Source organism: Fuscibacter oryzae, from assembly GCF_016765795.1.
Taxonomy (GTDB): Bacteria; Pseudomonadota; Alphaproteobacteria; order Rhodobacterales; family Rhodobacteraceae; genus Fuscibacter; species Fuscibacter oryzae.
Window position 1 is genome coordinate 25,781 of the sequence record NZ_JAESVP010000010.1, and the last position, 24,649, is coordinate 50,429.

Sequence of the window (24,649 nt, forward strand, 5' to 3'; positions counted from 1 at the left end):
GTGAGGCTCATGGCTTGCTCGGCAGTACAGCCTTCCATAGAAGGGCATCAGGACCGGGCAGACCCCTCGCACGCGACCCGTGCGATGTAAGGGGTGGGCCCTTGATAGTCAACGCTGCGCCGGGTCGCAGCACGATCAGAGGGTTGTGAATGATGGCCAAAACGATGCAATTTCTGGCCGGGGCGGTTCTGGCCCTTGGGCTTGCCCTTCCCGGCCATGCCGAAGATGCGCCGACGGCGGCCACCGTCGTCGCCACCGTCAATGGCAAAACCATTACACTGGGCCATATGATCGCCGCCCGCGAAGGCCTGCCCGATCAATACAAAAGCCTGCCACCCGATGTGCTTTACAAGGGCCTGCTGGATCAACTGGTGCAGCAGACCGTGCTGGAACAGTCGCTTGATGGCAAACTGACTCCGACCCAGACCCTGCAACTGGAAAATGAAACCCGCGGTTATCTGTCGAACATCGTCATTCAGGCAGCAGCAGCCGGTGCCGTGACGGATGAGGCGCTGAAAGCCGCCTATGACGCCCGTTTCAAGGACGCCAAGCCCCAGACCGAATACCACGCCGCCCACATTCTGGTGGACAGCGAAGAAAAGGCCAACGACCTGAAAAAGCAGCTTGAGGGCGGCGCCAAGTTTGACGAACTGGCCAAGGCCAACTCGACCGATACCGGATCGGGGGCCAATGGCGGCGATCTGGGCTGGTTTGGTCCGGGCATGATGGTCAAGCCGTTCGAGGATGCCGTTGTTGCCGCCCCGGTCGGCACCGTCGTCGGCCCGATCAAGACCGATTTCGGCTATCATCTGATTCTGGTCAGCGAAACCCGTGCTGCCAAGCAGCCCACGCTGGAAGACCTGCATGACGAACTGGCCAGCGAGATCCAGCAAAAGGCCGTCGAAGCCAAGGTGGAAGAACTGACCAAGGCCGCCAAGATCGAAAAGCCCGGTGAAAAGCTGGACCCGGCCCTGTTGACCAAGACCGAACTTCTGGACAAGTAATCCAGTACACCAAAAGGGAACAGGGCGATGGACAAGAAGGAATGGAAGGCCAAGGCCAACTCGCTTCAGAAAGAGGTTGAAAAGCTGATTTCCGAAGGGGCTGCCGCCATTGAATCCGTTGTCGAGACCGCAGTTTCGGCGGTGAAAAAGGCGGCCAAGCCGGTCTCGCCGCTTGCCCCCGCCCGGTTCCCCACCCTGCCCCGCATCGCCGGGGCCGAATTCGCCGCGGCCGAGGCCGGGGTGAAATACCAAAACCGCAAAGATGTGATGCTGGTCCGCCTTGCGCCGGGCACGGTGATGGCCGGTGCCTTCACCAAATCCTCCACCCGCTCGGGTTGCGTGCGCGATTGCCAGACCAAACTGGCCGCGCGGGTGCCTGCGGGCGCAGGCGCGGCGATCATCGTGAACTCTGGCAATTCCAACGCTTTCACCGGCGCTATGGGTGACAAGGCCGTGGCCGAGGTGACCGGCGGGGTGGCAGCGGCCTTGGGTATTCCGGCCAGCCGAGTGTTCTCATCTTCCACCGGCGTGATCGGTGAGCCCCTGCCCTTCGAGAAGATCACCGCGAAAATCCCCGCTCTGGTCGCGGGCCTGACCGAAGATGCGGTGGAATTCGCCGCGCATGCCATCATGACCACCGACACCTTCCCCAAGGGTGCCACCGCCATGATCAAGGGCGAAGGCGGCGACATCGTGATCTCGGGCATCGCCAAAGGCTCGGGCATGATCGCACCTGATATGGCGACGATGCTGGTCTATATCTTCACCGACGCCAAGATCAGCCAAAGCTCGCTGCAAAAGATGGTCTCGCGCAACGTGGGTGCCACCTTCAACTCGATCACGGTCGACAGCGACACCTCGACCTCCGACACGCTCTTGGTTGCCGCCACCGGTCAATCCGCCGCCGCCCCGGTGCTAGGCGCCGTGGCCAAGGCGTTTGAAACGGCCCTTGCCGATGTGATGCGCGATCTGGCGCATCAGGTCGTGCGCGATGGTGAAGGCGCCACCAAATTCGTCGAAATCCGCGTGACGGGGGCCACCACCGATCAAGACGCCTACCGCGTCGCCAAATCCATTGCGGATTCACCCTTGGTAAAAACCGCAGTCGCGGGCGAAGACCCGAACTGGGGGCGCATCGTCGCCGCAATTGGTAAATCGGGGGCCGAGGCCGACCGTGACCGCCTGACCATCAAATTCGGCGACATCCTTGTGGCGCAAAAAGGCTGGCGCAACCCGAAATACCGCGAGGAAGACGGCGCCGCCTATATGAAGCAGCCCGAACTGGTGATCGCCGTCGATCTGGGGCTGGGCAAGGCCAAGCGCAGCATATGGACCTGCGATCTGACCAGCCGCTATATCGAGATCAACGCGGATTACCGCTCCTGATCTTCCTCTTGGCATAAATACTCCGGGGGTCCGGGGGCAGCGCCCCCGGCCTTCTTCATAGGGCACCCGAATGAAAACCCTTCTCGTCTCTGCCGTTGCCCTGATCGACAGCGAAGGCCGCGTGCTTCTGGCGCAACGGCCAGAGGGCAAGTCCTTGGCCGGCCTGTGGGAATTTCCCGGCGGCAAGGTCGAACACGGCGAAACGCCCGAGGCGGCGCTGATCCGGGAACTGCGCGAGGAACTGGGCATCGACACCTGGAAATCCTGCCTCGCCCCGCTGACCTTTGCCAGCCACAGCTACCCCGACTTCCACCTGCTGATGCCGCTGTTCGCCTGCCGCCGCTGGGAAGGGATTCCGCTTGCCCAAGAGGGCCAGACCCTGGCTTGGGTGCGCCCCAACAATCTGCGCGACTACCCCATGCCGCCTGCCGATCTGCCCCTGATCCCGATTCTGCGCGACTGGCTGTAATAATTTTGTCAGGACAGTTACAAAACTGCGAAAATCTTGTGACTTCCTTTACGATTGTGTCTAATACTTCAACCAGCAGCGTTCAATCTGGGGGGAGGAACAAATGCTTCGCACGATTTCTATTGGTAGCTGTGTTTCGGTGCAGGGCCTGTTTGTAGGCCAACTGTCTGACGGCAAGATCATGGTGAAGGTTGACGACAAGACCTTCGTTGGCCGAGAAGTGCCGGTCGTTCGCCCAAACTAAGGGCAAAACGGCGTCACACCTCGGGCCACGCCAGTGATGGCGTGGCTTTGTTTTTTTATAGACCCCGGATCAGGCCTCGACCGTGACCGCGCCCATCGGCTTGGAGCAGCAGGCCAGAATATAGCCCTGCGCCACATCATCGTCGCTGATGCCCCCGTTGTGGACCATATGCACCTCACCTGCAGTTTTCTTCACCTTGCAGGTGCCGCACAGGCCAAAGGTACAGCCCGACGGAATGTTCAGGCCATTGGCGCGCGCAACAGCAAGAACCGTATCGGTCTGGGTGCAGGCCGCTGTCTTGCCCGAAACAGCAAAGGTTACCTCGGCCGTGGCGGTCTGATCAGGCACCACATCGCCCGCCTTCTGGGCCTGCGCCTCCTCTTCGGTCTCTGCCGCCGCCTGGAAACTTTCCTGATGATAGCGGCTCATGTCAAAGCCGAGCGCATTCAGCATGTCGCGCACCGCCTGCATGAAGGGTTCCGGCCCGCAGCAGAACACTTCGCGCTCCAGATAATCCGGGGCCATCAGGCCAACCATGATCTGGTTCAGCCGCCCGCGATAACCGGGCCAGGCGCGGAATTCATCCAATCCTTCAACCACGAAATGCAGTTGGATACCCGGCGTACGGTTGGCCATATGCTCCAGCCGTTCGCGGAACAAAATCTCCGACGGGCGCCGCGCAGCATGAACAAAACAGATATCGGGCTGTTGCCCGGTATCCCACAGCCAGGTGGTCATCGACATCACCGGCGTGATGCCGGTTCCGGCAGAGATGAACAGATACTTCTTGGCCGGGTGGTGGGCAAAGCTGAACACCCCCGCCGGGCCAAATGCCTTGATACGCACCCCCGGTTTCAGATGCTCCAGCATCCAGCGCGTGCCGATCGAATCCCGCTGCGCCTTGACGGTCAGCGACAGCGACAGGGGCCGCGACGGGCTGGATGAGATCGTATAGGTCCGGGGAATCGTCCCGCCCGGTAAGGGTAGCTCCAGCGTAATGAACTGGCCAGGCTTGTAGTCAAACCACGCGCCCGAAGGCGCGCGGAAGGTGAATGTGGCGGAATCAGAGGTTTCCGGCACCACCATGGCGCATTCCAGCGGCTCGGAATCCTTCCAGGCCGCTTCGCCGAAAGACTGAAACTTTGGCAGGCTCATCCGATCACTCCGCCGCAAGCGCCGGGCGCGGGGCCAGACGGTTGGTCATGGTTTTGCAATACCAGTCGATGAACTGGATCACGCCTTCCTCTTGAATGCGCGAATAGGGGCCGGGTTCATAGGAGGGCGATAGGATGCCCTTCTGGTTTTCCTCGACCACCTGACGATCCTCGTCATTGGTGTTGATCCAGACCCGCGTGAGGTCTTCGATGTTGTAGTCGACGCCCTCGACAGCATCCTTGTGAACCAGCCATTTGGTCGTCACCTCGGTTTCGGTCGGGCTGATCGGCAGCACACGGAACACGATGGCATGATCGCCAAGGAAGTGGTTCCAGGTGTTGGGATAGTGGAAGAACAGCAGGCTGCCCGCGTCATAGAATGGCATCGCGCCCATCTTCCTTTCGACCGCGTGCTTGGTCGACATCGTATAGCTTTCCGCATTGTTCAGCAGCGGAATGCGCGCCAGACGCCACTGGGAATCGTCGTGCATGATAAAGCGCGACGGCAGGCCCGCGGCCTCGCACCGCGACCAATGCGCCATGATTTCATCGCTGGCCGAATCGGGGCCGTCCATCGCCGTCATGCGCGGATTGTCGGAATAGGTCCGGCACAGCGACGGGTGGCTGCCGCCGCAGTGATAGCATTCGCGGTTGTTTTCCAGCACCAGCTTCCAGTTGCCATTTTCCACGATGGTCGAGGAATAGGCCACCTTGGCATCGGCAAGGCCCGAGGGCGCCAGATAGCGGTTCATATGCCCGGCGATCTCGTCAAAGGATGGCGGGTTGGCGGCGACACACACGAACACCATGCCACCGGCCTCGCGGCAGGCGACAGGTTTCAGCCCATGGTCGGCGGGCTTGAAATCAGGGCCCATGTCGCGGGCGAACAGCAGCGTGCCATCCAGTTCATAGGTCCACTGGTGATAGGGGCAGACCAGCTTCGGCGTCGAGCCGACGACCTTGGAACACAACCGCTGGCCACGGTGGCGGCAGACGTTGTGAAAGGCGCGGATCGCCCCATCGGCGCCGCGAATCACCACGACCGGATAGGCCCCGACGTTGAAGGTGACAAAGTTGCCCGTCTTTGCAATTTCGCAGGCCGGCAGCGCGAACAGCCATTCCTTGTACCAGATCTGCTCCAGATCGGTCTTGTAGACCCCCGGATCGCAATACAGGTCATGCGACAGGGCATGGTCGGGCCTGCGGGACAGAATTTGCATCAGGGTTTCAGCGGGCGAAAGCATCTTGGTCCTTTTCTCAGCACGACCCGTGCAGAACTTGGCTGGCTGTTGCAGGCTTTGCACAGGAACGGACCCTGCGGCCCCAAGGAGGAATGCCGCCGTCCGTCCCCACCGCCGCCCGCGGTTTGACGTGTCTCAAGGCTGGTTTCCGGGCTTGAAGGTTGGCCCGTCGGCCTGACACAGCGCCTTCCCAAGGGCTCCTCCCCCCAGTGGCGATTGCTGTGTCGTCCTTCCTACCGTTGCGGGGGCAGCGCCGGTATCCGACCGGCTTCCCAATTCTCCGCTGTTGCCAGCGGCACCCTGATCGGCCAAAGATACATGCCGCAAACAGACTATATGGTCGGATTCCGACATTGTGGCGCGGCAAGCGACAGCGTGCCAGAAACACCGCAAAAAAGCAAATGGGCGCGGCCCTTTCGGTGCCGCGCCCAAAGATATTCATGCCTAAAAAGGCATCACAACGTCCGCTTGACCTCTTCGCGTTCGAAGATTTCGATGACATCGTTGGCCCGGACATCTTCATAGCGTTCAAACGCCATGCCGCATTCTTGACCGGACTGCACTTCCTTGACCTCGTCCTTGAAGCGTTTGAGCGTCTTGAGCGTGCCTTCGTGGATAACCACGTTGTCGCGCAAGAGACGCACCCCCGCCGAACGCCGCGCCACCCCTTCGGTGACAAGGCAGCCTGCGACGTTGCCGACGCCCGTGATGCGGAACACCTCGAGGATCTTGGCATAGCCGATGAAATGCTCGCGCACTTCGTTTTTCAGCAGGCCAGAGGCGGCTTTCTTGATGTCGTCGATCAGGTCGTAGATGATCGAGTAATAGCGCAGTTCCACGCCCTTTTGCTGGGCAGAGTTGCGCGCCGTGGCATTGGCCCGCACGTTGAACCCGATGATCGGCGCGCCGCTGGCTTCTGCCAGACCCACATCCGAATCGGTGATTGCGCCGACACCGTAGTGCAGCACGCGGACGCGCACCTCTTCGTTGCCAACCTTTTCCAGCGCCTGAATGATCGCTTCGGTCGAACCCTGAACGTCGCCCTTCACGATAACCGGCAGTTCCGAAACCGACTGGTCGGCCTTGGCCTTGGCCATAAGCTGTTCCAGCGTGGTCGCAGCCCCCGCCGCCGCGCGCTTGTCCTTTGCCGCCTTCTCACGATAGTCGGCAATCTCGCGCGCCTGCGCTTCGGTATCGACCACGTTCAGCACATCACCGGCTTGCGGCGTGCCGTTCAGGCCCAGAACCTCGACCGGAACCGAGGGACCGGCTTCGGTGACGGTTTCGCCCTTGTCGTTGATCAGGGCGCGCACCTTGCCCCACTGTTCGCCGACCACAAAGATGTCGCCCTTTTTCAGGGTTCCGCTTTGCACCAGAACGGTGGCGACCGGGCCACGGCCCACGTCTAGCTTGGCCTCGATCACGGCGGCGGCTGCCGCGCGCTTCGGGTTGGCCGTCAGCTCCAGAATTTCCGCCTGAAGCGCGATGGCTTCCAGCAGATTGTCCAGACCCTTGCCAGTCTTGGCCGAAACCTCGACATCCTGCACATCGCCCGACATCGCCTCGACGACGATTTCGTGCTGCAACAGGTCCGTGCGCACCTTTTGCGGGTTCGCATCGGGTTTATCGACCTTGTTGATCGCCACGATCAGCGGCACCTTGGCCGCCTTGGCGTGGTTGATCGCCTCAATCGTCTGGGGCATCACGGCGTCATCGGCCGCAACCACCAGCACCACAATATCCGTCACATGCGCGCCACGGGCCCGCATCGAGGTGAACGCGGCGTGGCCGGGCGTATCCAGGAACGTGACAAGGCTGCCCTTCGGCGTTTTCACCTGATAGGCACCGATGTGCTGGGTTATGCCACCGGCTTCGCCAGACACCACATTGGCCTTGCGAATCGCATCCAGCAGGCTGGTCTTACCGTGGTCAACGTGGCCCATGATCGTCACGATCGGCGGGCGGGTGACCAGATCTTCGCTCTTGTCGGCAACGGTATCGATCGCCTGTTCCACGTCGGCATCGGTCACGCGGACAGCTCTGTGGCCGAATTCCTCGATCACAAGCTCCGCCGTGTCGGCGTCGATGGCCTGGTTCATCGTAACCATCATGCCCATTTTCATCAGGGCCTTGACCACATCGGCGGCGCGTTCCGCCATCCGGTTGGCCAGTTCGCTGACAACGATGGTTTCCGGCAACTGCACGTCGCGGGCCTGCTTTTCGGGCTTGTTGAAGCCCATGGCCTTTTGACGGGCCTTTTCTTGCTTGCGCTTCATCGCGGCAAGGCTACGCTGACGCCCACCTTCATCCGAGACGGCATCCGACAGGGTCAGCTTACCCGAGCGGCGACCTTCGTCACCCTTGTTCTTCGCGCCACGGTCGCGGTCTTCGCGCTCGCGGTCGGTCTTGCGCGGCGACAAGCCGGGCTTGGCGCTGCGATCTGCCTCGCCACCGGGGGCCGGGGCTGCGCCATCGGCACCTGGACGCGGACGGCTGACGCCGGTCGAGCGGTCTTTGGTGGCCGGAGCAACCGCAGCAGCGGCAGGCTCTGGTTCGGGCTTGGCCGGCTGGCGGCGCTGAGTGCCCAGAATGTCGGCCTTGCGCTGTGCCGCCTTGGCGACAGCTTCAGCCGCCGCTTCCTGACGGGCACGCTCTTCCTCTTCGGCCTTGGCCCGGAGGGCCGCCTCGCGGGCACGCTCTTCGCGTTCCTTGGCCTCGAATTCCTCGCGGCGACGCTGGCGGTCTTCTTCGCGCAGGCGCTCATCTTCGGCGCGCTTGGCGCTTTCTTCCTGTTCGCGTGCCTTGGCCTGGCGCAACGCCGTCAGGCGCCGTTCCATTTCGGCATCGGTAATGCCTGCGGGCCGCTTGGACGGATCCCCCAGATTGGTGGCATTGCCACCGGAGCCACCGGCAGGCTTTTGCCCCGGCGTTGGAACAACCACCCGCTTGCGTTTGGTTTCGACCACCACCGCATGGGTCCGGCCATGGGAGAAGCTTTGCTTCACCTGCCCCGAACGCGGGGCCCCACCCAGACCGAGGGGTTTCTTGCCGTCAGTATCGCTCATGCGTCCTACGTATCCTTCAAGGCGGTCTCACCGCCATCCTGCTGCCCGGTTTGCACGCGCACCCCAGCCAGCCTTGCCGCTTCCTCTACAACACGGGTCGTGAGTCCACCAGCCGCAAGCGCGGCGTGTATCGCACGTTCGCGACCGAAAGCCAAACCCAATTCCCCCGAGGTCAGACAGCCGATAAAACGGCTTTCATCCCCATCAGGCGGGTACAGCTTGTCCTTGCCGCGTTCCGACCCGTCGCTGGCCTGAACAAGGATTCGCGCCTTGCCCTTGACCAGCCAGTCCTTGACCTTCTCAAATCCCGTAACGGCACCGCTCGCTTTGCGCGCCATCGAGATCAGATCGACCACCCGACGCGCCAGCAGCGCCTCGACCAGATCGACCAACCCTTCGGGCGACTTGACCGGCTGACGCGCGGCGCGGGAAAACAGCCCCTTTGCCGCCGCCTTTGCAATCGCCGCCCGATCCGCCGCAACATAGATACCGCGCCCGGGCAGACGACCCAGCACATCGGGCACGATCATGCCGTCAGGCCCGACGCAAAACCGGATCAGACCCGCCTTCGGCTGGCTTTCCCCCGAAACGATGCACTTACGTTCCGGCTCTTCGCGCGTATCTTCCCGGCCACCGCGTGTCACGGTTGTCCCCCGAGGCCTGCGATCAGGCCTCGGCCTCCTCGTCTTCGGCGCCCTCTTCGGTGGCATCCTCTTCAGTTGCCACCTCCGCCAGCGTCGGATCGACCCAACCCAGCATTACCCGTGCGGTCATCACCAGATGCTGGGCTTCTTCGAGGCTCATCTCGAATTTTTCCAGAATGCCTTCGTCCTTCTTGCGCTGGCCGTTCTCGGTGGTCCAGCCACCGGCCAGTTCCCAGTCGGCGCAGGTCGCGAAATCTTCCAGCGTCTTGATGCCTTCCTTGCTCAACGCCTCCAGCATCTGGGGAGTGAGACCGTCAAATGCAATCAGCGCCTCGTCAACACCAGCGGCGCGGGCGGCTGCCAGAGCCTTCTTGGCCTGCTCTTCCAGATAGTCGCGGGCACGGGCCTGCAATTCGGCGGCGGTGCCTTCGTCGAACCCGTCAATCGACAGCAGTTCGTCCAGATCGACATAGGCCACTTCTTCAAGGTTGGTGAACCCTTCCGAGACCAGAAGCTGCGCCATCATCTCGTCCACGTCCAGCGTGTCCATGAACAGCTTGGTCCGCTCGGCGAACTCGGCCTGACGACGGGCCGATTCTTCGGTCTCGGTCATGATGTCGATGTCCATGCCGGTCAACTGGCTGGCCAGACGTACGTTCTGGCCGCGACGACCGATGGCCAGCGAAAGCTGCTCATCCGGCACGACGACTTCAATCTTGCCAGCCTCTTCGTCGAACACGACCTTGGAAACTTCGGCAGGTTGCAGCGCGTTCACAAGGAACGTCGCCTGATCGCCATTCCACGGAATGATGTCGATCTTTTCGCCCTGAAGCTCGTTCACAACAGCCTGCACCCGGCTGCCGCGCATACCGACGCAGGCGCCGACGGGATCGATGGAGTTGTCATAGGAAATCACGGCAATCTTGGCGCGCGACCCCGGATCGCGGGCGCAGGCCTTGATCTCGATGATGCCGTCATAGATTTCCGGCACTTCCATCTTGAACAGCTCGGCCATGAACTGCGGATCGGTGCGCGACAGGAAAACCTGCGGGCCCCGCGGTTCGCGGCGCACATCCTTGATATAGCAGCGGATGCGGTCGCCGGGGCGATAGGCTTCGCGGCCGATCTTTTCGTTGCGGCGCAGAATCGCTTCACCACGGCCGATATCAACGATGATATTGCCGTATTCCTCGCGCTTGACCTGACCGTTGATGATCGTGCCCTTGCGGTCCTTGAATTCGTCGAACTGACGGTCCCGCTCGGCTTCGCGGACCTTTTGCAGGATGACCTGCTTGGCCGATTGCGCGGCGATGCGGCCCAGATCGACAGGCGGAACCTCGTCCACGATCTCATCACCGATCTGCGGATCGGCAAGGTAAGACTTGGCCTGCTTGGCGGTCAGTTGCGCGTGGTGGTTTTCCAGCGCCTCATCCTCAACCACGGTGCGGACGCGGGAAAAGGTGGCGCGGCCGGTCTTGCGGTCAATCTTGACACGGATATCCATTTCCGCGCCGTAACGCGACTTGGCGGCCCGGGCGAGACTGTCTTCCATCGCCTGGATGACCAGTTCGGCGTCAATCATCTTCTCGCGGGCAACCGCCTCGGCGGTCTGGAGAAGTTCAAGCTGGTTGGCAGAAGTAATCGCCATTGGGTCTCTCCCGGCTTTAAATCAGTGTTTTGTCGGTTCGGGGGCTTCTTCGTCGTCCCCGTCGGTGTCTTCGATTTCGTCAAACTCGCCATCAGCAGGTTCGGCAACCTTTTTCTGGCGCAGCATCTCGGCGATCAACTCATCGGTCAGGATCAGCTTGGCATCCGACAGCCAGTCGAATTTCAGGCCGATGGTCAGGTCTTGCCCGCCCTCTTCGATCTCGATCAGAACCTCGTCGCCCTCGACCCCCATCAGCCCGCCCTTAAAGCGGCGACGGCCGTCGATCAGTTCGGTGGTCTCGATCCGGGCCTCCCAGCCTTTCCAGATTTCGAAGTCCTTCAGGCGGGTCAGGGGGCGGTCGATGCCGGGCGAAGACAGTTCCAGCGTGTAGTTTTCCTCGATCGGGTCTTCCACATCCATCACGGCAGAAACAGCGGTGGAAATGTCGCCCAGCTCATCCACGCCAATGCCGCCATCGGGGCGGTCGGCCATGATCTGCAAAATACGGGCCTTGCCGCCGCCGCCCATCAGGCGGATGCGGACCAGTTCAAAGCCCAAGCCTTCGATCACCGGGCCGAGAAGGTCGGCCAAGCGGCGGTCAATGGCGGTTTTGGCGATAAGATCGCTCATGTAGGTTCCAAAAACAAAAAGACGGACCAGCGGCCCGTCGGTGTGGTTCGGTTCATCCGGGGGTGGAGGCCGGACGCGCTGTTGGAGGCCATATAGGCCGGAGGGCGGAAAGATGCAAGAACTTCCTGTAGGCTGGCGCGGTCTTACGCATCAAAATCCTGATTTATCACTTCATATCAATCGCATGCAATTTTTTGCCCGGCTTTCCCTGATCTGCCACGGCCCGTCACCCGCCTGCCACCCAGTCAAGCCCGTATTTGCCCTTTGGCTGCGTCTGCGCTAGGGCTGCGGGATCATCTGAGGATAAAACCACGCCGTGTCTGTTATCGGTCGAACTTTTTCGGGCCTTCTGGCGCGGCTTTTGGGCCGGGGCTGGTCGCAGGGTGCTGTGGCGCGGGTCTTTCTGGAAAACGTGCCAGGACAACGGCTTACCTATGCGTTGGCTATTTTGGCCATGGTGGGGGTTGCGGCCGCTACCGCTGCCTCGGCCTGGATCATGCAGGCGTTTTTCGATGCGATTTCGTCACCCGGCAACCGGCAAAAGATCATGCTGGTCGCGGGGGCGGTTGCGCTGACCTTCCTTGTGCGCGGCGCGATGACCTATCTGCAACAGGTCATGCTGGCCAAGGCGGGCAACCGGATTGTTGCGCAAATACAAACCCGCGTATTCGGGAAACTGCTGCGGCAGGACGCGGCCTTTTTCAGCGCCACCGATTCTTCGGACATTCTGATGCGGGTGACCCAAGGGGCGGCGGCGTCACGGGCGTTGATCGACGCGGTGGTTCTGGGGCTGGTGCGCGATCTTTTGACCTTTGTCGGCCTGCTGGCCGTGATGTTCTGGCAGCATGCGCTTTTGTCGGTGCTGTTCCTGATTGTCGGCCCGATTGCGGCGCTGGGGCTGCGGGTCATTCTGGCCCGTGTGCGCAACGTGGCGGGCAAGGAACTGACCTCGGTTTCCGAGATCTACAAGATCTTGCAGGAAACGGCGGCGGGGGTTCGCATTATCAAGACCTTCCATCTGGAAGGGCTGATGGCCGACCGGATGACCACCGCCGTGCGCGAGGTGGAGCGGCGGCAGAACGCGATGGTGCGGCTGCAATCCATCACCGTGCCGATGCTGGATGTGCTGGCGGGCCTGTGCATTGCCGGGATTCTGCTGATTTCCACCACCAGTCTGGCGGGCGGCACCACGACCTCTCCGGGGCAGCTTATGTCCTTCGTGACCGCGCTGTTGATGGCCTATGACCCGGCGCGGCGGCTGTCGCAAACCCGCGTGCAGGTAGAGGCGGCGCTGGTGAGCGTGCAACTGGTGTTCGACATCATGGACCGGCAAGAGGTGCTGACCGAGGCACCAGATGCCCGGCCCCTGCCCCCGCCGCCGCATGAGGTGCGGTTTGACGATGTGGTCTTCGAATATCAGGGCGGCAAGCGCGCGCTGGACCATGTGAACCTGACCTGCAAGGCGGGGCAGACCATCGCCTTTGTCGGCCCGTCGGGTGGCGGTAAATCAACCCTGCTCAACATGATCTTGCGTCTGCAAGACCCGACCAGCGGGGCGGTAACGATCAACGGCATGGACCTGCGGGCCGCCACAACGGCCTCGCTGCGGGCGGCGGTGTCTTATGTCGGGCAAGAGACGTTCCTGTTTTCCAACTCGGTGCGCGAAAACATTCGGCTGGGGCGGCGAGAGGCCACGGATGCCGAGGTGGAAGAGGCCGCACGGGTGGCGCAGGCGCATGATTTCATCGCCGCGCTGGATCAGGGCTATGACACGCCGATCGGCGAGAATGGCGCGTTCCTGTCGGGCGGGCAGCGCCAGCGCATCGCGATTGCGCGGGCGGTGCTGAAAAACGCCTCGATCCTGATATTGGACGAGGCGACGAGTGCCTTGGACAACCTGTCGGAACGTGGCGTGCGCGACGGGTTGCGCGCTTTGACCCAAGGGCGGACCACAATCATGGTGGCGCATCGGCTGTCTACCGTGATCCACGCCGACCGGATTTGTTATCTGGAAGAGGGCAGGGTGGTGGAAGAGGGCAATCTGGAAGAATTGCTGGCCATGGGCGGGCGGTTCAGGGCGCTTTTTGAGTCCAGCGCCCTGACCGAATAATCACGGCAGCGCGTTCAGCACGGCCAGAACCTGCGCGTTTGTCTTGCCCGCATCGGTGGCCAGTTTGGCAAGCGACGTGTCGGGCTGTGCCGGAATGCCCTGTGCGGCAAGGGCATCGGTCAGCGCCTGTGTCGTGACATGCAGCGCGGGCGCTAGTTCGGCGGGGGTGGCGGCAAGCGCCTTTTCGGCAAAGGCGAATTGCGGTGGGCCCCCTGCCCCACCGGGCGACCCGGTCGGGTAAAGAAACGACAGCGCCGCCCCCAATGACAGAACCAGCGCATAACCCATGGGCGCGCGGCGCAGATAGGCGGTCATCGGGCGCCAGTTCTTCCAGATGTGCAGCATGAAGGGCACGATCAGCACCATGGAAAGCCATTCGTGCATAGCGTGAAAGCCGCCGGGGCCGATGTGGAAAAACAGCGCGATCCCAGAGATGAGGGAGACGAGGAAAAGCCCCGTGATCAGGGGCGTGGCATAGGTATGAAACAGGCGCGACATGAGGGTTCCGGGCTTGGGCGTTTCCTGCGGGTGAAACGCCGGGCCGGTCAGCTTCCGTCGCGCAGCCAGCCTTCGGTGAATTCCACCCTCTCACAACCCGCAAAATCGGCGAGGCGGACCAGTTCGGCCTCCAGCCTTGCCAGCCGCGCCTTGGGCATGGTCTGGCGCGCCTCTGGCCAATAGGCGCGGACGCGCAGTGCGCCTTGGTCGCGAAAGGCCTTGGCGTCGATCCGGCCGATCAGGCGCTCGCCCTCCATCACCGGAAAGACGTAATAACCGTATTGGCGTTTGGGCTCGGGCACGAAAACCTCGATCCGGTAGAAAAAGCCGAACAGGCGCTCCGCACGCGCCCGGTCGCGCAACGCGGGGTCAAAGGGTGACAGGATGCGCAGGCGATTGGGCGCGGGCGGCAGGGTGGCGGCATGGGCCAGCAGATCGGGGCGGGCAAGGCTGCGACGGGGTTTGCCGTCGAAGCCTTCGATGTCAACTTCGATCAGGCGACCGGCGGCCAGCGCGCCCTTGGCCCAGGCCCGCGCCTCATCCGGCGTGATCGCATTCCAATAGGCCTGCAACTCTCCGGTGGTGGCAAAGCCAAGGCGATCCAGCGCGGCAGAGCAGGCCCAGTCGATGTGGTCACCGGTGGGGATGTCTGGCAAGCGGTGAGCATCGGGGATGACCCGCTCGGTCAGGTCGTAATATTTGCGAAACCCCTCGCGCCGGGTAACCGACAGTTGGCCGGTGCGCCACAGCCATTCCAGCGCGGTTTTCGACGGGTGCCATTCCCACCAGCCGCCGCGCCGCTCCTCACCCTCGCCCACCTCAGTCGAGGATACGGGGCCTTCGGCGGCAACACGGTTCAGGATGGTATCAAGCTGCCCCTCGTAGCCATCGGAAAACCAGCGGTGCCAGTTGGTGCGCAGCCGGTCATTGGCACGGGCAAAACGATGCTTCCAATGCGGGAAAACGGCGACCGGCAGGATCGAGGCGTCATGCGTCCAATGCTCGAACAGCGCGCGGTCCTTCTCGGCCAGCCGTTTCAGCGCCGGGGGCCGGTAGGTGGGACGGCGCGACCACAGGATCATGTGATGCGCCCGTTCGACCGTGTTGATGCTGTCCACTTGCACAAAACCGATGCGGTCGATCACCTCGCACAACGCGGCCCCCCTGGCAGGACCGACTGGCGCATCACCAAGCCCGTGGCGATGCAAGAACAAGCGACGGGCAAGGGCGTTGGGCAAAAGGGGAATGGCATTCATGCGACCATCGGTAGCATGTCGGCGACCCCGATCAAGGCCTGTGGTAACATGCTGAAACATTCACGCCGAAATCGTGACCCCAAAGGGCGAAACCCTCTCTTGAACATGGGGGCCGGGGGCTTAGTTTGGGCATGATCCCGTAAGTTATTGCAGAAAGAGGTGCCGCTTTTGCCCCATGAGACTCCCCTGATCACCACATTGGTTGTTGGCCTGTCGCTGGCCTTCATCTTTGGCGTCTTTGCCCATCGGCTGAAGCTGCCGCTTCTGGCGGGGTATCTGATGGCGGGGGTTGTGTTGGGGCCGTTCACACCGGGCTTCGTCGCAGATCAGGAGATTGCCAGCGAGCTGGCCGAACTGGGGGTGATCTTGCTGATGTTCGGCGTCGGCATGCACTTTTCGCTGAAAGAGCTGCTTGCCGTCAAGATGATCGCCATTCCCGGCGCAATCGGCCAGATCGCCGTGGCGACTGCGGCGGGTGCTGCCTTGGGCTGGGTCTTGGGCTGGGGCATTGGTGCCGGACTGATCTTTGGCCTGTCCCTGTCGGTCGCCTCTACCGTCGTGCTGCTGCGCGCCTTGCAAGAGCGCGGCATTGTCAAAGAGGAACGCGGCCATATCGCGGTGGGCTGGCTGATCGTGGAAGATCTCGTCATGGTCATCGCATTGGTGATGATCCCGCCGCTGGCCGGCCTCTTGGGCGGTATCTCGGCCCCGGTGGAAGAGGGCGCGCAGGCCGTGGCGCGGCTGGGCTTTGGCCCGGTGGCGGCCACGCTGATGCTGACGGCGGTCAAGGTGGCCAGCTTTGTCGCCATCATGCTTATCATCGGCACCAAGGCGATTCCGGCCATTCTGCATTACGTCGCCCATACCGGGGTGCGCGAACTGTTCCGCCTGTCGGTTCTGGCCATTGCGCTGGGGATCGCCTGGGCCAGTTCCACCTTTTTCGGCGTCAGCTTTGCCTTGGGCGCGTTCTTTGCCGGGATGGTCATGTCTACCTCCACCCTGTCCACACAGGCGATGAAAGAAACGCTGCCGCTGCGCGATGCCTTCGCGGTGCTGTTCTTCGTCTCGGTGGGGATGCTGTTCAACCCGTCGATCATATGGACGCAGCCCTTCTCGCTGCTGGTCACGGTGCTGATCATCGTGGTGGTCAAGGCAGTTGCCGCCTATGCCATCGTGCGCGCCTTTGGCCGCGACCGCGAAACCGCGCTGACCATTGGTGCCAGCCTGGCCCAGATTGGTGAGTTTTCCTTCATCCTGATCGTGATGGGGGTCAAACTGTGGATCGTGCCTGTGATGGCGCGCGATCTGGTGGTGGCCGGGGCGCTGGTGTCTATTCTGGTCAACCCCTTGATGTTCAAGTGGCTGGACAAGCTGGTGTTTCCCGAAAAGCCAACCCCGAAACCCGTGGGGGATGCAGACGAGGGAGATACGGCAGAGGATACGCCCAAGGCGGCGTGAGCGGCTGTTGAGCGCCCTTTACCCCCTCCTTCCCCGCTGCTGGGGGGCCTAGGCTTACAACCCCGCCTCGGCGGCAATCTCGGCCCGGGTTTTGCGCGACCGTTCGGTGGCCGACTTCAACTGGCCGCAGGCGGCCATGATGTCTTCGCCGCGCGGGGTGCGGATCGGGCTGGCGTAACCGGCCTTGTAGATGATGTCGGCAAACGCCTCGATCCGTTCCCAATCGCTGCGCTCATAGGGGGAGCCCGGCCATTCGTTGAACGGGATCAGGTTGATCTTGGCCGGAATGCCCGCGATCAGTTTCACCAGACGGCGGGCGTCGGCGTCGCTGTCGTTCACACCTTTCAGCATGACATATTCAAAGGTGATCCGCTCGCTGTTCGACAGCTTGGGGTAATCGCGCAGCTCATCCAGCAGGGCCTTGATGTTCCAGCGCTTGTTGATCGGCACCAGTTTGTCGCGCACCTCGTCAGTCGTCGCGTGAAAGCTGACGGCAAGCTGGCAACCGATTTCGGTGGCCGCACGGGCAATCTCGGGCACCACACCGCTGGTCGACAGGGTGATCCGGCGGCGACCGAGGGCGATGCCTTCGCCGTCCATCACCACGCGCATCGCATCGCGGACGTTGTCAAAGTTATAGAGCGGCTCGCCCATACCCATCAGCACGACGTTTGACACAAGCCGCGTTTCATCCTTGGGGTCGCCCGGCTGCGGCCATTCGTTCAAATCGTCGCGCGCCAACATGACCTGCCCCACAATCTCACCGGCCGTCAGGTTGCGCACCAGTTTCTGCGTCCCGGTGTGGCAGAAGGAACAGGTCAGCGTGCAACCCACCTGCGACGACACGCAAAGGGTACCGCGGGTTTCTTCAGGGATATAGACCACCTCAACCTCATGCCCGCCAGCGATGCGAACAAGGTATTTGCGGGTGCCATCGGCAGAGACCTGACGGCTGACCACCTGCGGGATTTCAATGGTGAAATGATCGGCCAGCAGGGCGCGGTAATCCTTGGCCAGATTGGTCATCGCCGCAAAATCGCGCACGCCCCAGTGATAGACCCATTGCCAGATTTGCCCCAGCCGCATCTTGGCCTGCCGTTCCGGCGTTCCGGCCTCGATCAGAGCGGCGCGCAACTGATCGCGCGTCAGGCCGACAAGGTTCAGCTTGCCACCCTCGGGCAGTTTGCGCGGGATGGTGTGAACATCTTGGGTAATGGGGGCGAATGCCGCGTTCGAGGCGGAGTCAGTCATGGTCAGATCCTTGGGTTTGGCCTTGCGACAGGCGATCTGGGTGCGGATTGGCGGCTTTTAGGCGATTCGCGGCAAAAACGAAAGCGCCCCGGAAAACCGGGGGCGCCGTGTCGCGGAATACGCGGCTTATTTGCAGCGTTTGGCGGCTTCGTCCATCGCGGCAGTAAAACCGCGCAAGCTGAAGGTATCCTTGGTCTGGGTGCCCTTGCCCGACCGCGCCGACATCACGGCGGAATTGCCTTTTTGCATGGCGGCAAGGATGGCGGCATCGTTCTGCGACCCATCCGCTTGCGGCCAGGCCCATTCATTCTCGGGCGAGGTGGTGCCGGGGACCAGATCAAACGTGTTGCCGTCAATCTCCATCTTGACGGTCGATTCCGGGGCGAAGGGATAGCCGCCGGTAAAAGACACTTCGGGTTGGGCGCCGGGGCGGAAGGTGACAAACATCTGGATATCGCCACGCCGCACGGTTGCGGGCTTGCCGTCCTTGATGTTCACCGTTTCTTTCGGCACCGAAACCGCCCAGCATTCCTTGGGGTTTTCCTCGGTGAACACACTCCAGTCGGTTTTCACCGCGACCTGGTTGTTCGATTCCTGCGCCTGGGCGATGCCTGCGGTCATCACCACGGCGGCGGTGCAGGCCGCGCTGACCATCCGGTTCATCATTGTCTCACAGCCTCCAAGCTGTTCATGCCTCGGTCCCGCAGGGCCCGGTCTTGCCTGGCCGATTGATGCAGCGGGTTTTCTTCGCTCGATATTCCAGACATAACCGGAAAAGGCCAATCGGCGAAAGCCCCTTGGGCATGAATTCGCGCATCTGTGAGGGGGAAAAGGCATGGGCAAGGCCATTCCGATGGTGGAATTGTGGCGCGGGGGGCTGCTGGAAAGCACCCATCTGGGCCATGCAGTGATCTGCGATGAGGCGGGGCAGATTGTCGAAGCCTGGGGCGACCCCGGGCGAGTGATCTTTCCGCGATCCTCCTGCAAGATGTTGCAGGCGCTGCCCTTGCTGGAAACCGGGGCCGCCGATGCCCATGGGTTGACCGAGGCGCATCTGGCGCTGTCTTGCGCCAGCCATCAGGGCGCTGCCATTCATGTGGAGATGGCTGGCAAATGGCTGAAAGATCTGGGCTTGGGCGAAGCCAACCTGCGCTGCGGCGCGCATGAGCCGCTGGATCATGCCGAGCGTGACCGCCTGATCAGCCACCACGACAAGCCTTGCCAGTTGCACAACAATTGCTCTGGCAAGCATTCGGGCTTTCTGACCGTGGTCAAGCATCTTGGCGTTGGCCCGGAATATGTGGAGCTGGACCACCCCTTGCAAAAGGCGATCAAGGCCAGTTTCGAGGAAGTCACAAACGAGACCAGCGCCGGTTGGGGCATTGACGGCTGTTCGGCCCCGAACTTTGCCTGTTCGGTCACCGGGCTGGCGCGGTCGATGTCGGCTTTCGCCTCGGCCAGCGAGGACGGGAACACGCGGCAAAAGGCAATGCACCGGCTGACCCGCGCCATGGCAACATATCCCGAACTGGTCGCTGGTGAGGGCCGCGCCTGCACCGAGCTGATGCGGGCAATGGGCGGCAAGGTGGCGATCAAGACCGGCGCAGAGGCCGTGTTCGTGGCGATCATCCCCGAGAAAAAGCTGGGCATCGCGCTGAAGATCGAAGACGGCAATTCCCGTGCCTCTGAGGCGGCGATCACGGCCATTTTGGCGCGGATCGGTGTGCTGGACGCGGCCCATCCGGCAGCGCAAAAGCGCCTGCCCGCCGAACAGCGCAACTGGCGCGGATTGCACACCGGCGAATTGCGGCTGTCGGCCGGATTTCTTTAGAAAAAGGGAAAGCCCCCGACCTTGCGGTCGAGGGCGGCCCTCACCAGCACGTCACGCAGCGATCAGGGGCAAGAACGCCGCGCTTCTTACTGGTTACACAGCTTTTTTGACGCCGGAATATGTCGCTGTCTGGGTTGCGCCAAGGTCAGGCCCGGATGATTTCTGGGCCATTCGGTGTCAGTATTTCCAAGGCTTGACCAATGGCGCCAAGGGGGTAACATTTACCCATGACGGTGCAATCGCCGACCCCTTTTCCCCATTCCCCGCACCTGCCAGAGCAGGTCAGCTTTCAACGGCAAGAGCTGGGCGTGATTCTGGGCCTTTATGGCCGGATGGTCGCGGCGGGCGAATGGCGCGATTACGGGATTTCGGCGCTGCCCGATGTGGCAGTGTTCGCGATCTTCCGGCGCACGGCGGAATATCCGCTGTACCGGATCGAAAAGCGCCCCAAACTGCGTGCCCGGCAAGGAATGTATGCGGTTATTGGCAGCGAAGGGCAGGTGCTGCGGCGCGGCCATGATCTGGCGGCAGTGCTGCGGGTGCTGGAAAAGGTACGCCCCGTAGAGTGAAGGATCAGCTTGGGCGCTGGCGGGCGATGACGGGGCGGTTTTCCTGTGCCATCACGCGGGCGATGCAGACGGAAATCCCCTCATAAGCGACCGACATTGTATGGCCGTTGGCATGGATCAGCCGGGTGTCATCGACGATGATCGCGACATGCCCCTTCCAGAAGATCAGGTCGCCGCGCTGTTCGGCCCCTTCGGCGACCGGATGGCCTGCCGTCTGTTGCAGATCGCTGTCACTGGGAATGGCCACACCGCACAGGCCATAAGCCAGTTGCGCCAGACCCGAACAATCGATGCCCGCGCGGGAATTGCCGCCCCACAGATAGGGCGTGCCCAACAGGCTTTCGGCCACGGCCACCGGGTCGCTGGCCCAATTGCCCAAGGCGCGAAGGTGGCGCGTGGGAACGAAGCCCTGGGTGGTCTCCGTCCATTTCTCGCCCGCGGCCAGCACGGCAACGCGGGCGCCCAGCGACAGGCTGGTCAGTTCGCGGGCCTGAACCCGGGGTTCGGGGTAAAGGTGGGTGGCGGGGGCCGAAACCCAATGCGTCGCTTTGGCGGTTTCAGCCAAGGCGCTTTGATCCAGCCAGCCGCAATGGCCGTCTTTCACCGCAAAGCCAAAGGCATGGCCTGCGTCCCGGTCGATCACCGTAAAGCTTTCGCCCAGCAAAAGCTGACGGTCGCGCGCGCCGCCGGGGCTGACGCACAGATCGGCCACCGGTGTGGTGACGTGCAGCCTTTGCCCATCGGTAAAGGCGGGGGCATCAACCTTGCCGCGCAAGGAACTGTGCGCGATGCGGGCGGTGGCAGGGGTCAGGCGGCGGTCCATCTATAGCCCCAGAATGGTGGGGAAAGCCCCCAGCAGCGCCCGCGCGCCCTGCCCCACGCCGCCCTTGGGGCGGGCAGGCTGATCGGCGGGGGTGTGGCCATAGATGTCAAAGTGCATGTAACGCGGCCCTTCGACAAAGCGGCGTAGGAACAGCGCGGCGGTGATCGAGCCGCCAAAGCCCCAGCCGGGCGCATTGTCCAGGTCGGCGATGCCGGGTTCGATGATGGGGTCATAGGGTGTCCAGAACGGCATCCGCCAGACCGGATCGAAGCCCGTCCGCGCACCGGATTCGAGCGCCTGCGCCATCACCTCATCATCGGTGTAATAGGGCGCCAGATCGGGGCCGACTGCGATCCGCGCGGCCCCGGTCAGCGTTGCCATACTGATCAGCGCGTCGCAAGGCTCCTCACAGGCAAAGGCGAGGGCATCGGCCAGCACCAGACGCCCCTCGGCATCGGTATCGTTGACCTCGACCGTCAAGCCCTTGCGGCTGGTCAGAATGTCACGCGGGCGTTGAGCGTTGCCAGAGATCGCGTTTTCCACCGCAGGCACCAGAACGCGCAGGCGCAACGGCAGGCCAAGGCGCATGATCATATGGGCAAGCCCCAGCACGGTCGCCGCACCGCCCATGTCTTTCTTCATCAAAAGCATGGAGTTGCCGGTCTTGATGTTCAGGCCACCGGTATCAAAGCACACACCCTTGCCGACCAAGGTCAGCGCTGGGCCAGTTGTACCCCAGCGCATTTCCAGCAACCGGGGCGCACGGGGTGAGGCACGGCCCACGGCGTGGATCATGGGAAAGTTCTGCGCCATCAGGTCATCGCCGACGATTGCAGTCGCCGTCGCGCCAAAGCGGTCGGCCAAAGCGAAGAACGCCGCCTGAAGATCATCCGGCCCCAGATCAAGCGCCGGGGTGTTGATCAGGTCGCGGGTCAGGAATTCACCCTCGGCCATCGCGGTCAGGCGAGCGGCATCAAGCCCGTCCGGCAATTTCAGCCGCACGCTTTCGGCGGCGGGCTTGCCGGGGCGATAGCGATCGAACCGATAGGATTGCAACAGAAAAGCCAGCGCCGCCTCTGCCTGCTGATCGGCTGTCAGATCCCCCGCAAGATGCCAGTTTCCCGCGGGCAGACCCGCCTCCACCTTGGCCAAAGCAAAGCGGGTCCGGGCACGCGCCTTGGCGTTGCCGTATCCCGCCACAGCCGCCGTCACCTGCCCATCCGCAGCGGGGATAAGCCGCAGCTCGCCAAGCGCCCCATCAAACCCCGTAGCGGTCAGCCAGGCCTTCACCGCAGGCGGCTGGGCATCAAGAAACGCGGCCAGCCCTTCGGCAGAGACGACATGCAAGGGGCGGCTGGGGGCTGCGGGATCGGCAAATTGCGGGGTCATCGGGGCATCCTTCGTGATGCCCCGAAGCTGCACTGCCCCGTGCGCCGCCGCAAGAGGTCAGCGAAAGGTCTGGTCCAGCAAGTCCTTGTCTGGTGCCAAAGACCGCTCTGCGATCCGTAGCAACCGTGCCCAGACGGCGGTGAAGGCGGTGGAATCCGCGCGACGCAGGCAATCCTGCACATCCAGCGCCACAAGGCCAAGACTGACCAGCCCCAGCGATTCCGCCATGCGCTGCAAATGGCGCAGGTGGCGCGGCAGATCCTTGATCTGATGCCCCCGCACCTGTTGCGCCAACCCCGCCATGGTCAGCGCCAGTTCGCCCAGTTCCCGCGTTACGACCTGCTCGGCCGATGCGGTGCCCAGGTTCCGATAGATCGTTGCGATCGGTTCGGCATCCTGACGCACGCATTCCTTTGGCCTGAGGGCCACGACATTGTCGGCCATCACACTCACCCGATTATTGTTCACACCCAAGGTTGATGCTGCCGAAACAGGCTGAAGATTTCGTTGAGGGCCGAAAAAGAATCCTCTCGAATTTTCTGCAATTGCAGCCTAGACGGGGGCAAGAGACCTGAAAGGATGACAAGATGGACGCTGCCCGCCCGTTGCCCTCCTATCTGATCAGCCGGTTCCACGGCTGGCGCGCGACGACCTATCAGGACAACAAGGCCTGGTATCGTCGTCTGGCCGAAAGCGGCCAACACCCCCGTGCGATGGTGATTTCCTGCTGTGACAGCCGCGTGCATGTCACCTCGATCTTTGGCGCGGATGAAGGCGAGTTCTTCATTCACCGCAACATCGCGGGCCTTGTGCCACCCTATACCCCGGACGGGGAACGCCACGGCACCTCGGCTGCGGTGGAATATGCCGTCACCTCGCTGGGGGTCGCGCATATTGTGGTCTTGGGCCATTCAAGCTGTGGCGGCGTGAAGGGGTGTCACGATATGTGCACCGGCCATGCCCCGCAGCTGGAGGAAAAGACCAGCTTCGTCGGCCGCTGGATGGACATTCTGCGCCCCGGCTTCGACCGCGTGGCGCATCTGGGCAAGGATGACATCCTGCGCGCGCTGGAACATCAGGCGGTTCTGGTCAGCCTGGAAAACCTGATGACCTTCCCTTTTGTCGCCGATGCGGTGCGAGATGAGAAGCTGACGATCCACGGGCTGTGGAACAACACCGGCGAGGGCGAGTTGCAGCAGTTTGACCCGGCGCGCGGCGGGTTCGTCAACGTCTAGGCCTGTCATTCTGGCGTCATGGGCTTGTGATCAGGGTCTTGGCACCCAATCGCAAGAGGAATGCCATGTCGCTGGATGACGGTTACGATCTGGACGAGGCCTATCAGATCGACGGCCCCGAAGATGCCAAGCGCATGTATGGCGCCTGGGCCGAAAGCTATGACAACAGCTTTGGCGCGGCCTGGGGCTATATCGCCCCGCGTGAGATTGCGGCGATCCTGAAGGATGAAATCGGGGCCGATGCGGAAATTCTGGATATTGGCGCGGGCACCGGGCTGGTGGCAGAATCACTGCGTGGCCATACGGTCGATGCCCTGGACATCACGCCCGAGATGCTGGAGGTCGCGCGCGGCAAGGGGCTGTACCGCGCCCTGATGCTGGGCGATCTGACCAAAGTGCTGGAGATTCCCGGTGGAAGCTATGACGCGGTGATTTCCTGCGGCACCTTCACCCATGGCCATGTCGGGCCGGAATGTTTCCCCGAACTGCTGCGCATCACCCGGCCCGGCGCTGTCTTTGCCTGTGGCACGATTGCACCGGTGCTTGACGGGGCGGGCTTTGGCTCGGCTTTGGCACGAATGGTTGCGCTGGGGCAGATCACGCCGGTCGCATTCCGCGATATTGCGATTTACGAGGGCGCCGACCATCCGCACAAGGATGACCGGGGGCTGGTGATGGTGTTCCGGCGGGTTTAGGGGTTCGGCTGTCTGCTAATGTCCGGGCGGCTCAGGTTCCCGCTGCATC

General features: G+C 62.5%; 23 protein-coding genes and 1 riboswitch. Of the genes, 10 read left to right on the forward strand and 13 right to left on the reverse strand.

The window, feature by feature from the left end:
- The first annotated feature begins 152 nt into the window (after nt 1–152).
- From JI744_RS16410 to JI744_RS16425, 4 genes are all read left to right on the forward strand, one after another.
- Nucleotides 153–1,004 (forward strand): peptidylprolyl isomerase, encoded by an 852-nt coding sequence (locus JI744_RS16410; RefSeq protein ID WP_202662353.1) that lies wholly within the window; start codon nt 153–155, stop codon nt 1,002–1,004.
- Between the two features lie 27 nt (nt 1,005–1,031).
- Nucleotides 1,032–2,390: a bifunctional glutamate N-acetyltransferase/amino-acid acetyltransferase ArgJ gene (gene argJ / locus JI744_RS16415; protein WP_202662259.1), complete on the forward strand. Its 1,359-nt coding sequence runs from the start codon at nt 1,032–1,034 to the stop codon at nt 2,388–2,390.
- 70 nt (nt 2,391–2,460) lie between these two features.
- Complete coding sequence (mutT, locus tag JI744_RS16420; RefSeq protein ID WP_202662260.1) at nt 2,461–2,859, forward strand: 8-oxo-dGTP diphosphatase MutT; 399 nt, start codon at nt 2,461–2,463, stop codon at nt 2,857–2,859.
- A gap of 103 nt (nt 2,860–2,962) precedes the next feature.
- Nucleotides 2,963–3,103 carry a hypothetical protein gene (locus JI744_RS16425; protein ID WP_202662261.1) on the forward strand — a complete coding sequence of 47 codons (141 nt, stop codon included), beginning with the start codon at nt 2,963–2,965 and terminating at the stop codon, nt 3,101–3,103.
- A 69-nt stretch (nt 3,104–3,172) separates the two neighbouring features.
- Here the strand turns inward: JI744_RS16425 and JI744_RS16430 are convergent, their stop codons facing one another.
- The 6 genes from JI744_RS16430 to rimP all read right to left on the reverse strand — a co-directional run bounded on the left by JI744_RS16430 (nt 3,173) and on the right by rimP (nt 11,485).
- Nucleotides 3,173–4,258 (reverse strand): hybrid-cluster NAD(P)-dependent oxidoreductase, encoded by a 1,086-nt coding sequence (locus JI744_RS16430; protein ID WP_202662262.1) that lies wholly within the window; start codon nt 4,256–4,258, stop codon nt 3,173–3,175.
- Nucleotides 4,259–4,262: 4 nt separating this feature from the next.
- The gene (locus JI744_RS16435; RefSeq protein ID WP_202662263.1) at nt 4,263–5,501 is read right to left on the reverse strand and encodes an aromatic ring-hydroxylating oxygenase subunit alpha; all 1,239 of its coding nucleotides are present in this window, start codon (nt 5,499–5,501) and stop codon (nt 4,263–4,265) included.
- Nucleotides 5,502–5,620: 119 nt separating this feature from the next.
- Nucleotides 5,621–5,816: riboswitch (cobalamin riboswitch) on the reverse strand.
- A gap of 137 nt (nt 5,817–5,953) precedes the next feature.
- Nucleotides 5,954–8,563 carry a translation initiation factor IF-2 gene (gene infB, locus JI744_RS16440; RefSeq protein ID WP_202662264.1) on the reverse strand — a complete coding sequence of 870 codons (2,610 nt, stop codon included), beginning with the start codon at nt 8,561–8,563 and terminating at the stop codon, nt 5,954–5,956.
- Between the two features lie 5 nt (nt 8,564–8,568).
- On the reverse strand, nt 8,569–9,207 hold the full coding sequence (locus JI744_RS16445) for an RNA-binding protein (protein WP_328757477.1): 639 nt from the start codon (nt 9,205–9,207) through the stop codon (nt 8,569–8,571).
- Between the two features lie 22 nt (nt 9,208–9,229).
- Nucleotides 9,230–10,855, reverse strand: coding sequence for a transcription termination factor NusA (gene nusA / locus JI744_RS16450; protein ID WP_202662266.1), 1,626 nt, complete (start codon nt 10,853–10,855; stop codon nt 9,230–9,232).
- A gap of 21 nt (nt 10,856–10,876) precedes the next feature.
- The gene (gene rimP / locus JI744_RS16455; RefSeq protein WP_202662267.1) at nt 10,877–11,485 is read right to left on the reverse strand and encodes a ribosome maturation factor RimP; all 609 of its coding nucleotides are present in this window, start codon (nt 11,483–11,485) and stop codon (nt 10,877–10,879) included.
- 316 nt (nt 11,486–11,801) lie between these two features.
- Between rimP and JI744_RS16460 the strand changes: the two genes are divergently transcribed.
- A complete protein-coding gene (locus JI744_RS16460) occupies nt 11,802–13,595 on the forward strand; it encodes an ABC transporter ATP-binding protein (RefSeq protein ID WP_328757481.1) in 1,794 nt (597 codons plus the stop codon).
- Here the strand turns inward: JI744_RS16460 and JI744_RS16465 are convergent, their stop codons facing one another.
- Both JI744_RS16465 and JI744_RS16470 read right to left on the reverse strand, forming a co-directional pair.
- On the reverse strand, nt 13,596–14,093 hold the full coding sequence (locus tag JI744_RS16465; RefSeq protein ID WP_202662268.1) for a DUF4405 domain-containing protein: 498 nt from the start codon (nt 14,091–14,093) through the stop codon (nt 13,596–13,598).
- Between the two features lie 47 nt (nt 14,094–14,140).
- Nucleotides 14,141–15,349, reverse strand: coding sequence for a winged helix-turn-helix domain-containing protein (locus JI744_RS16470; RefSeq protein WP_202662269.1), 1,209 nt, complete (start codon nt 15,347–15,349; stop codon nt 14,141–14,143).
- Between the two features lie 168 nt (nt 15,350–15,517).
- Between JI744_RS16470 and JI744_RS16475 the strand changes: the two genes are divergently transcribed.
- Entirely contained in the window at nt 15,518–16,807 is a 1,290-nt protein-coding gene (locus JI744_RS16475) for a cation:proton antiporter domain-containing protein (protein ID WP_202662270.1), read from the forward strand.
- A gap of 54 nt (nt 16,808–16,861) precedes the next feature.
- On the opposite strand, the gene rlmN is transcribed toward JI744_RS16475, so the two are convergent.
- The gene (gene rlmN / locus JI744_RS16480) at nt 16,862–18,058 is read right to left on the reverse strand and encodes a 23S rRNA (adenine(2503)-C(2))-methyltransferase RlmN (protein WP_202662271.1); all 1,197 of its coding nucleotides are present in this window, start codon (nt 18,056–18,058) and stop codon (nt 16,862–16,864) included.
- A 126-nt stretch (nt 18,059–18,184) separates the two neighbouring features.
- Complete coding sequence (locus JI744_RS16485) at nt 18,185–18,724, reverse strand: invasion associated locus B family protein (RefSeq protein ID WP_202662272.1); 540 nt, start codon at nt 18,722–18,724, stop codon at nt 18,185–18,187.
- 169 nt (nt 18,725–18,893) lie between these two features.
- Here JI744_RS16485 and JI744_RS16490 point away from each other — a divergent pair, with 169 nt between their 5' ends.
- Both JI744_RS16490 and JI744_RS16495 read left to right on the forward strand, forming a co-directional pair.
- The gene (locus tag JI744_RS16490) at nt 18,894–19,889 is read left to right on the forward strand and encodes an asparaginase (RefSeq protein WP_202662273.1); all 996 of its coding nucleotides are present in this window, start codon (nt 18,894–18,896) and stop codon (nt 19,887–19,889) included.
- A 227-nt stretch (nt 19,890–20,116) separates the two neighbouring features.
- Nucleotides 20,117–20,458, forward strand: a complete 342-nt coding sequence (locus tag JI744_RS16495; protein ID WP_202662274.1) for a DUF2794 domain-containing protein — start codon at nt 20,117–20,119, stop codon at nt 20,456–20,458.
- A gap of 4 nt (nt 20,459–20,462) precedes the next feature.
- Here JI744_RS16495 and JI744_RS16500 read toward each other — a convergent pair whose 3' ends face one another.
- The 3 genes from JI744_RS16500 to JI744_RS16510 are packed head-to-tail and all read right to left on the reverse strand — an operon-like array spanning nt 20,463 to nt 23,114.
- Nucleotides 20,463–21,281: a C40 family peptidase gene (locus tag JI744_RS16500; protein ID WP_202662275.1), complete on the reverse strand. Its 819-nt coding sequence runs from the start codon at nt 21,279–21,281 to the stop codon at nt 20,463–20,465.
- Entirely contained in the window at nt 21,282–22,670 is a 1,389-nt protein-coding gene (locus tag JI744_RS16505) for a leucyl aminopeptidase family protein (RefSeq protein WP_202662276.1), read from the reverse strand.
- A 57-nt stretch (nt 22,671–22,727) separates the two neighbouring features.
- On the reverse strand, nt 22,728–23,114 hold the full coding sequence (locus JI744_RS16510; RefSeq protein ID WP_202662277.1) for a hypothetical protein: 387 nt from the start codon (nt 23,112–23,114) through the stop codon (nt 22,728–22,730).
- A gap of 143 nt (nt 23,115–23,257) precedes the next feature.
- Here JI744_RS16510 and JI744_RS16515 point away from each other — a divergent pair, with 143 nt between their 5' ends.
- A complete protein-coding gene (locus JI744_RS16515; protein WP_202662278.1) occupies nt 23,258–23,905 on the forward strand; it encodes a carbonic anhydrase in 648 nt (215 codons plus the stop codon).
- 65 nt (nt 23,906–23,970) lie between these two features.
- On the forward strand, nt 23,971–24,600 hold the full coding sequence (locus JI744_RS16520; protein WP_202662279.1) for a class I SAM-dependent DNA methyltransferase: 630 nt from the start codon (nt 23,971–23,973) through the stop codon (nt 24,598–24,600).
- Nucleotides 24,601–24,649: the final 49 nt, after the last annotated feature.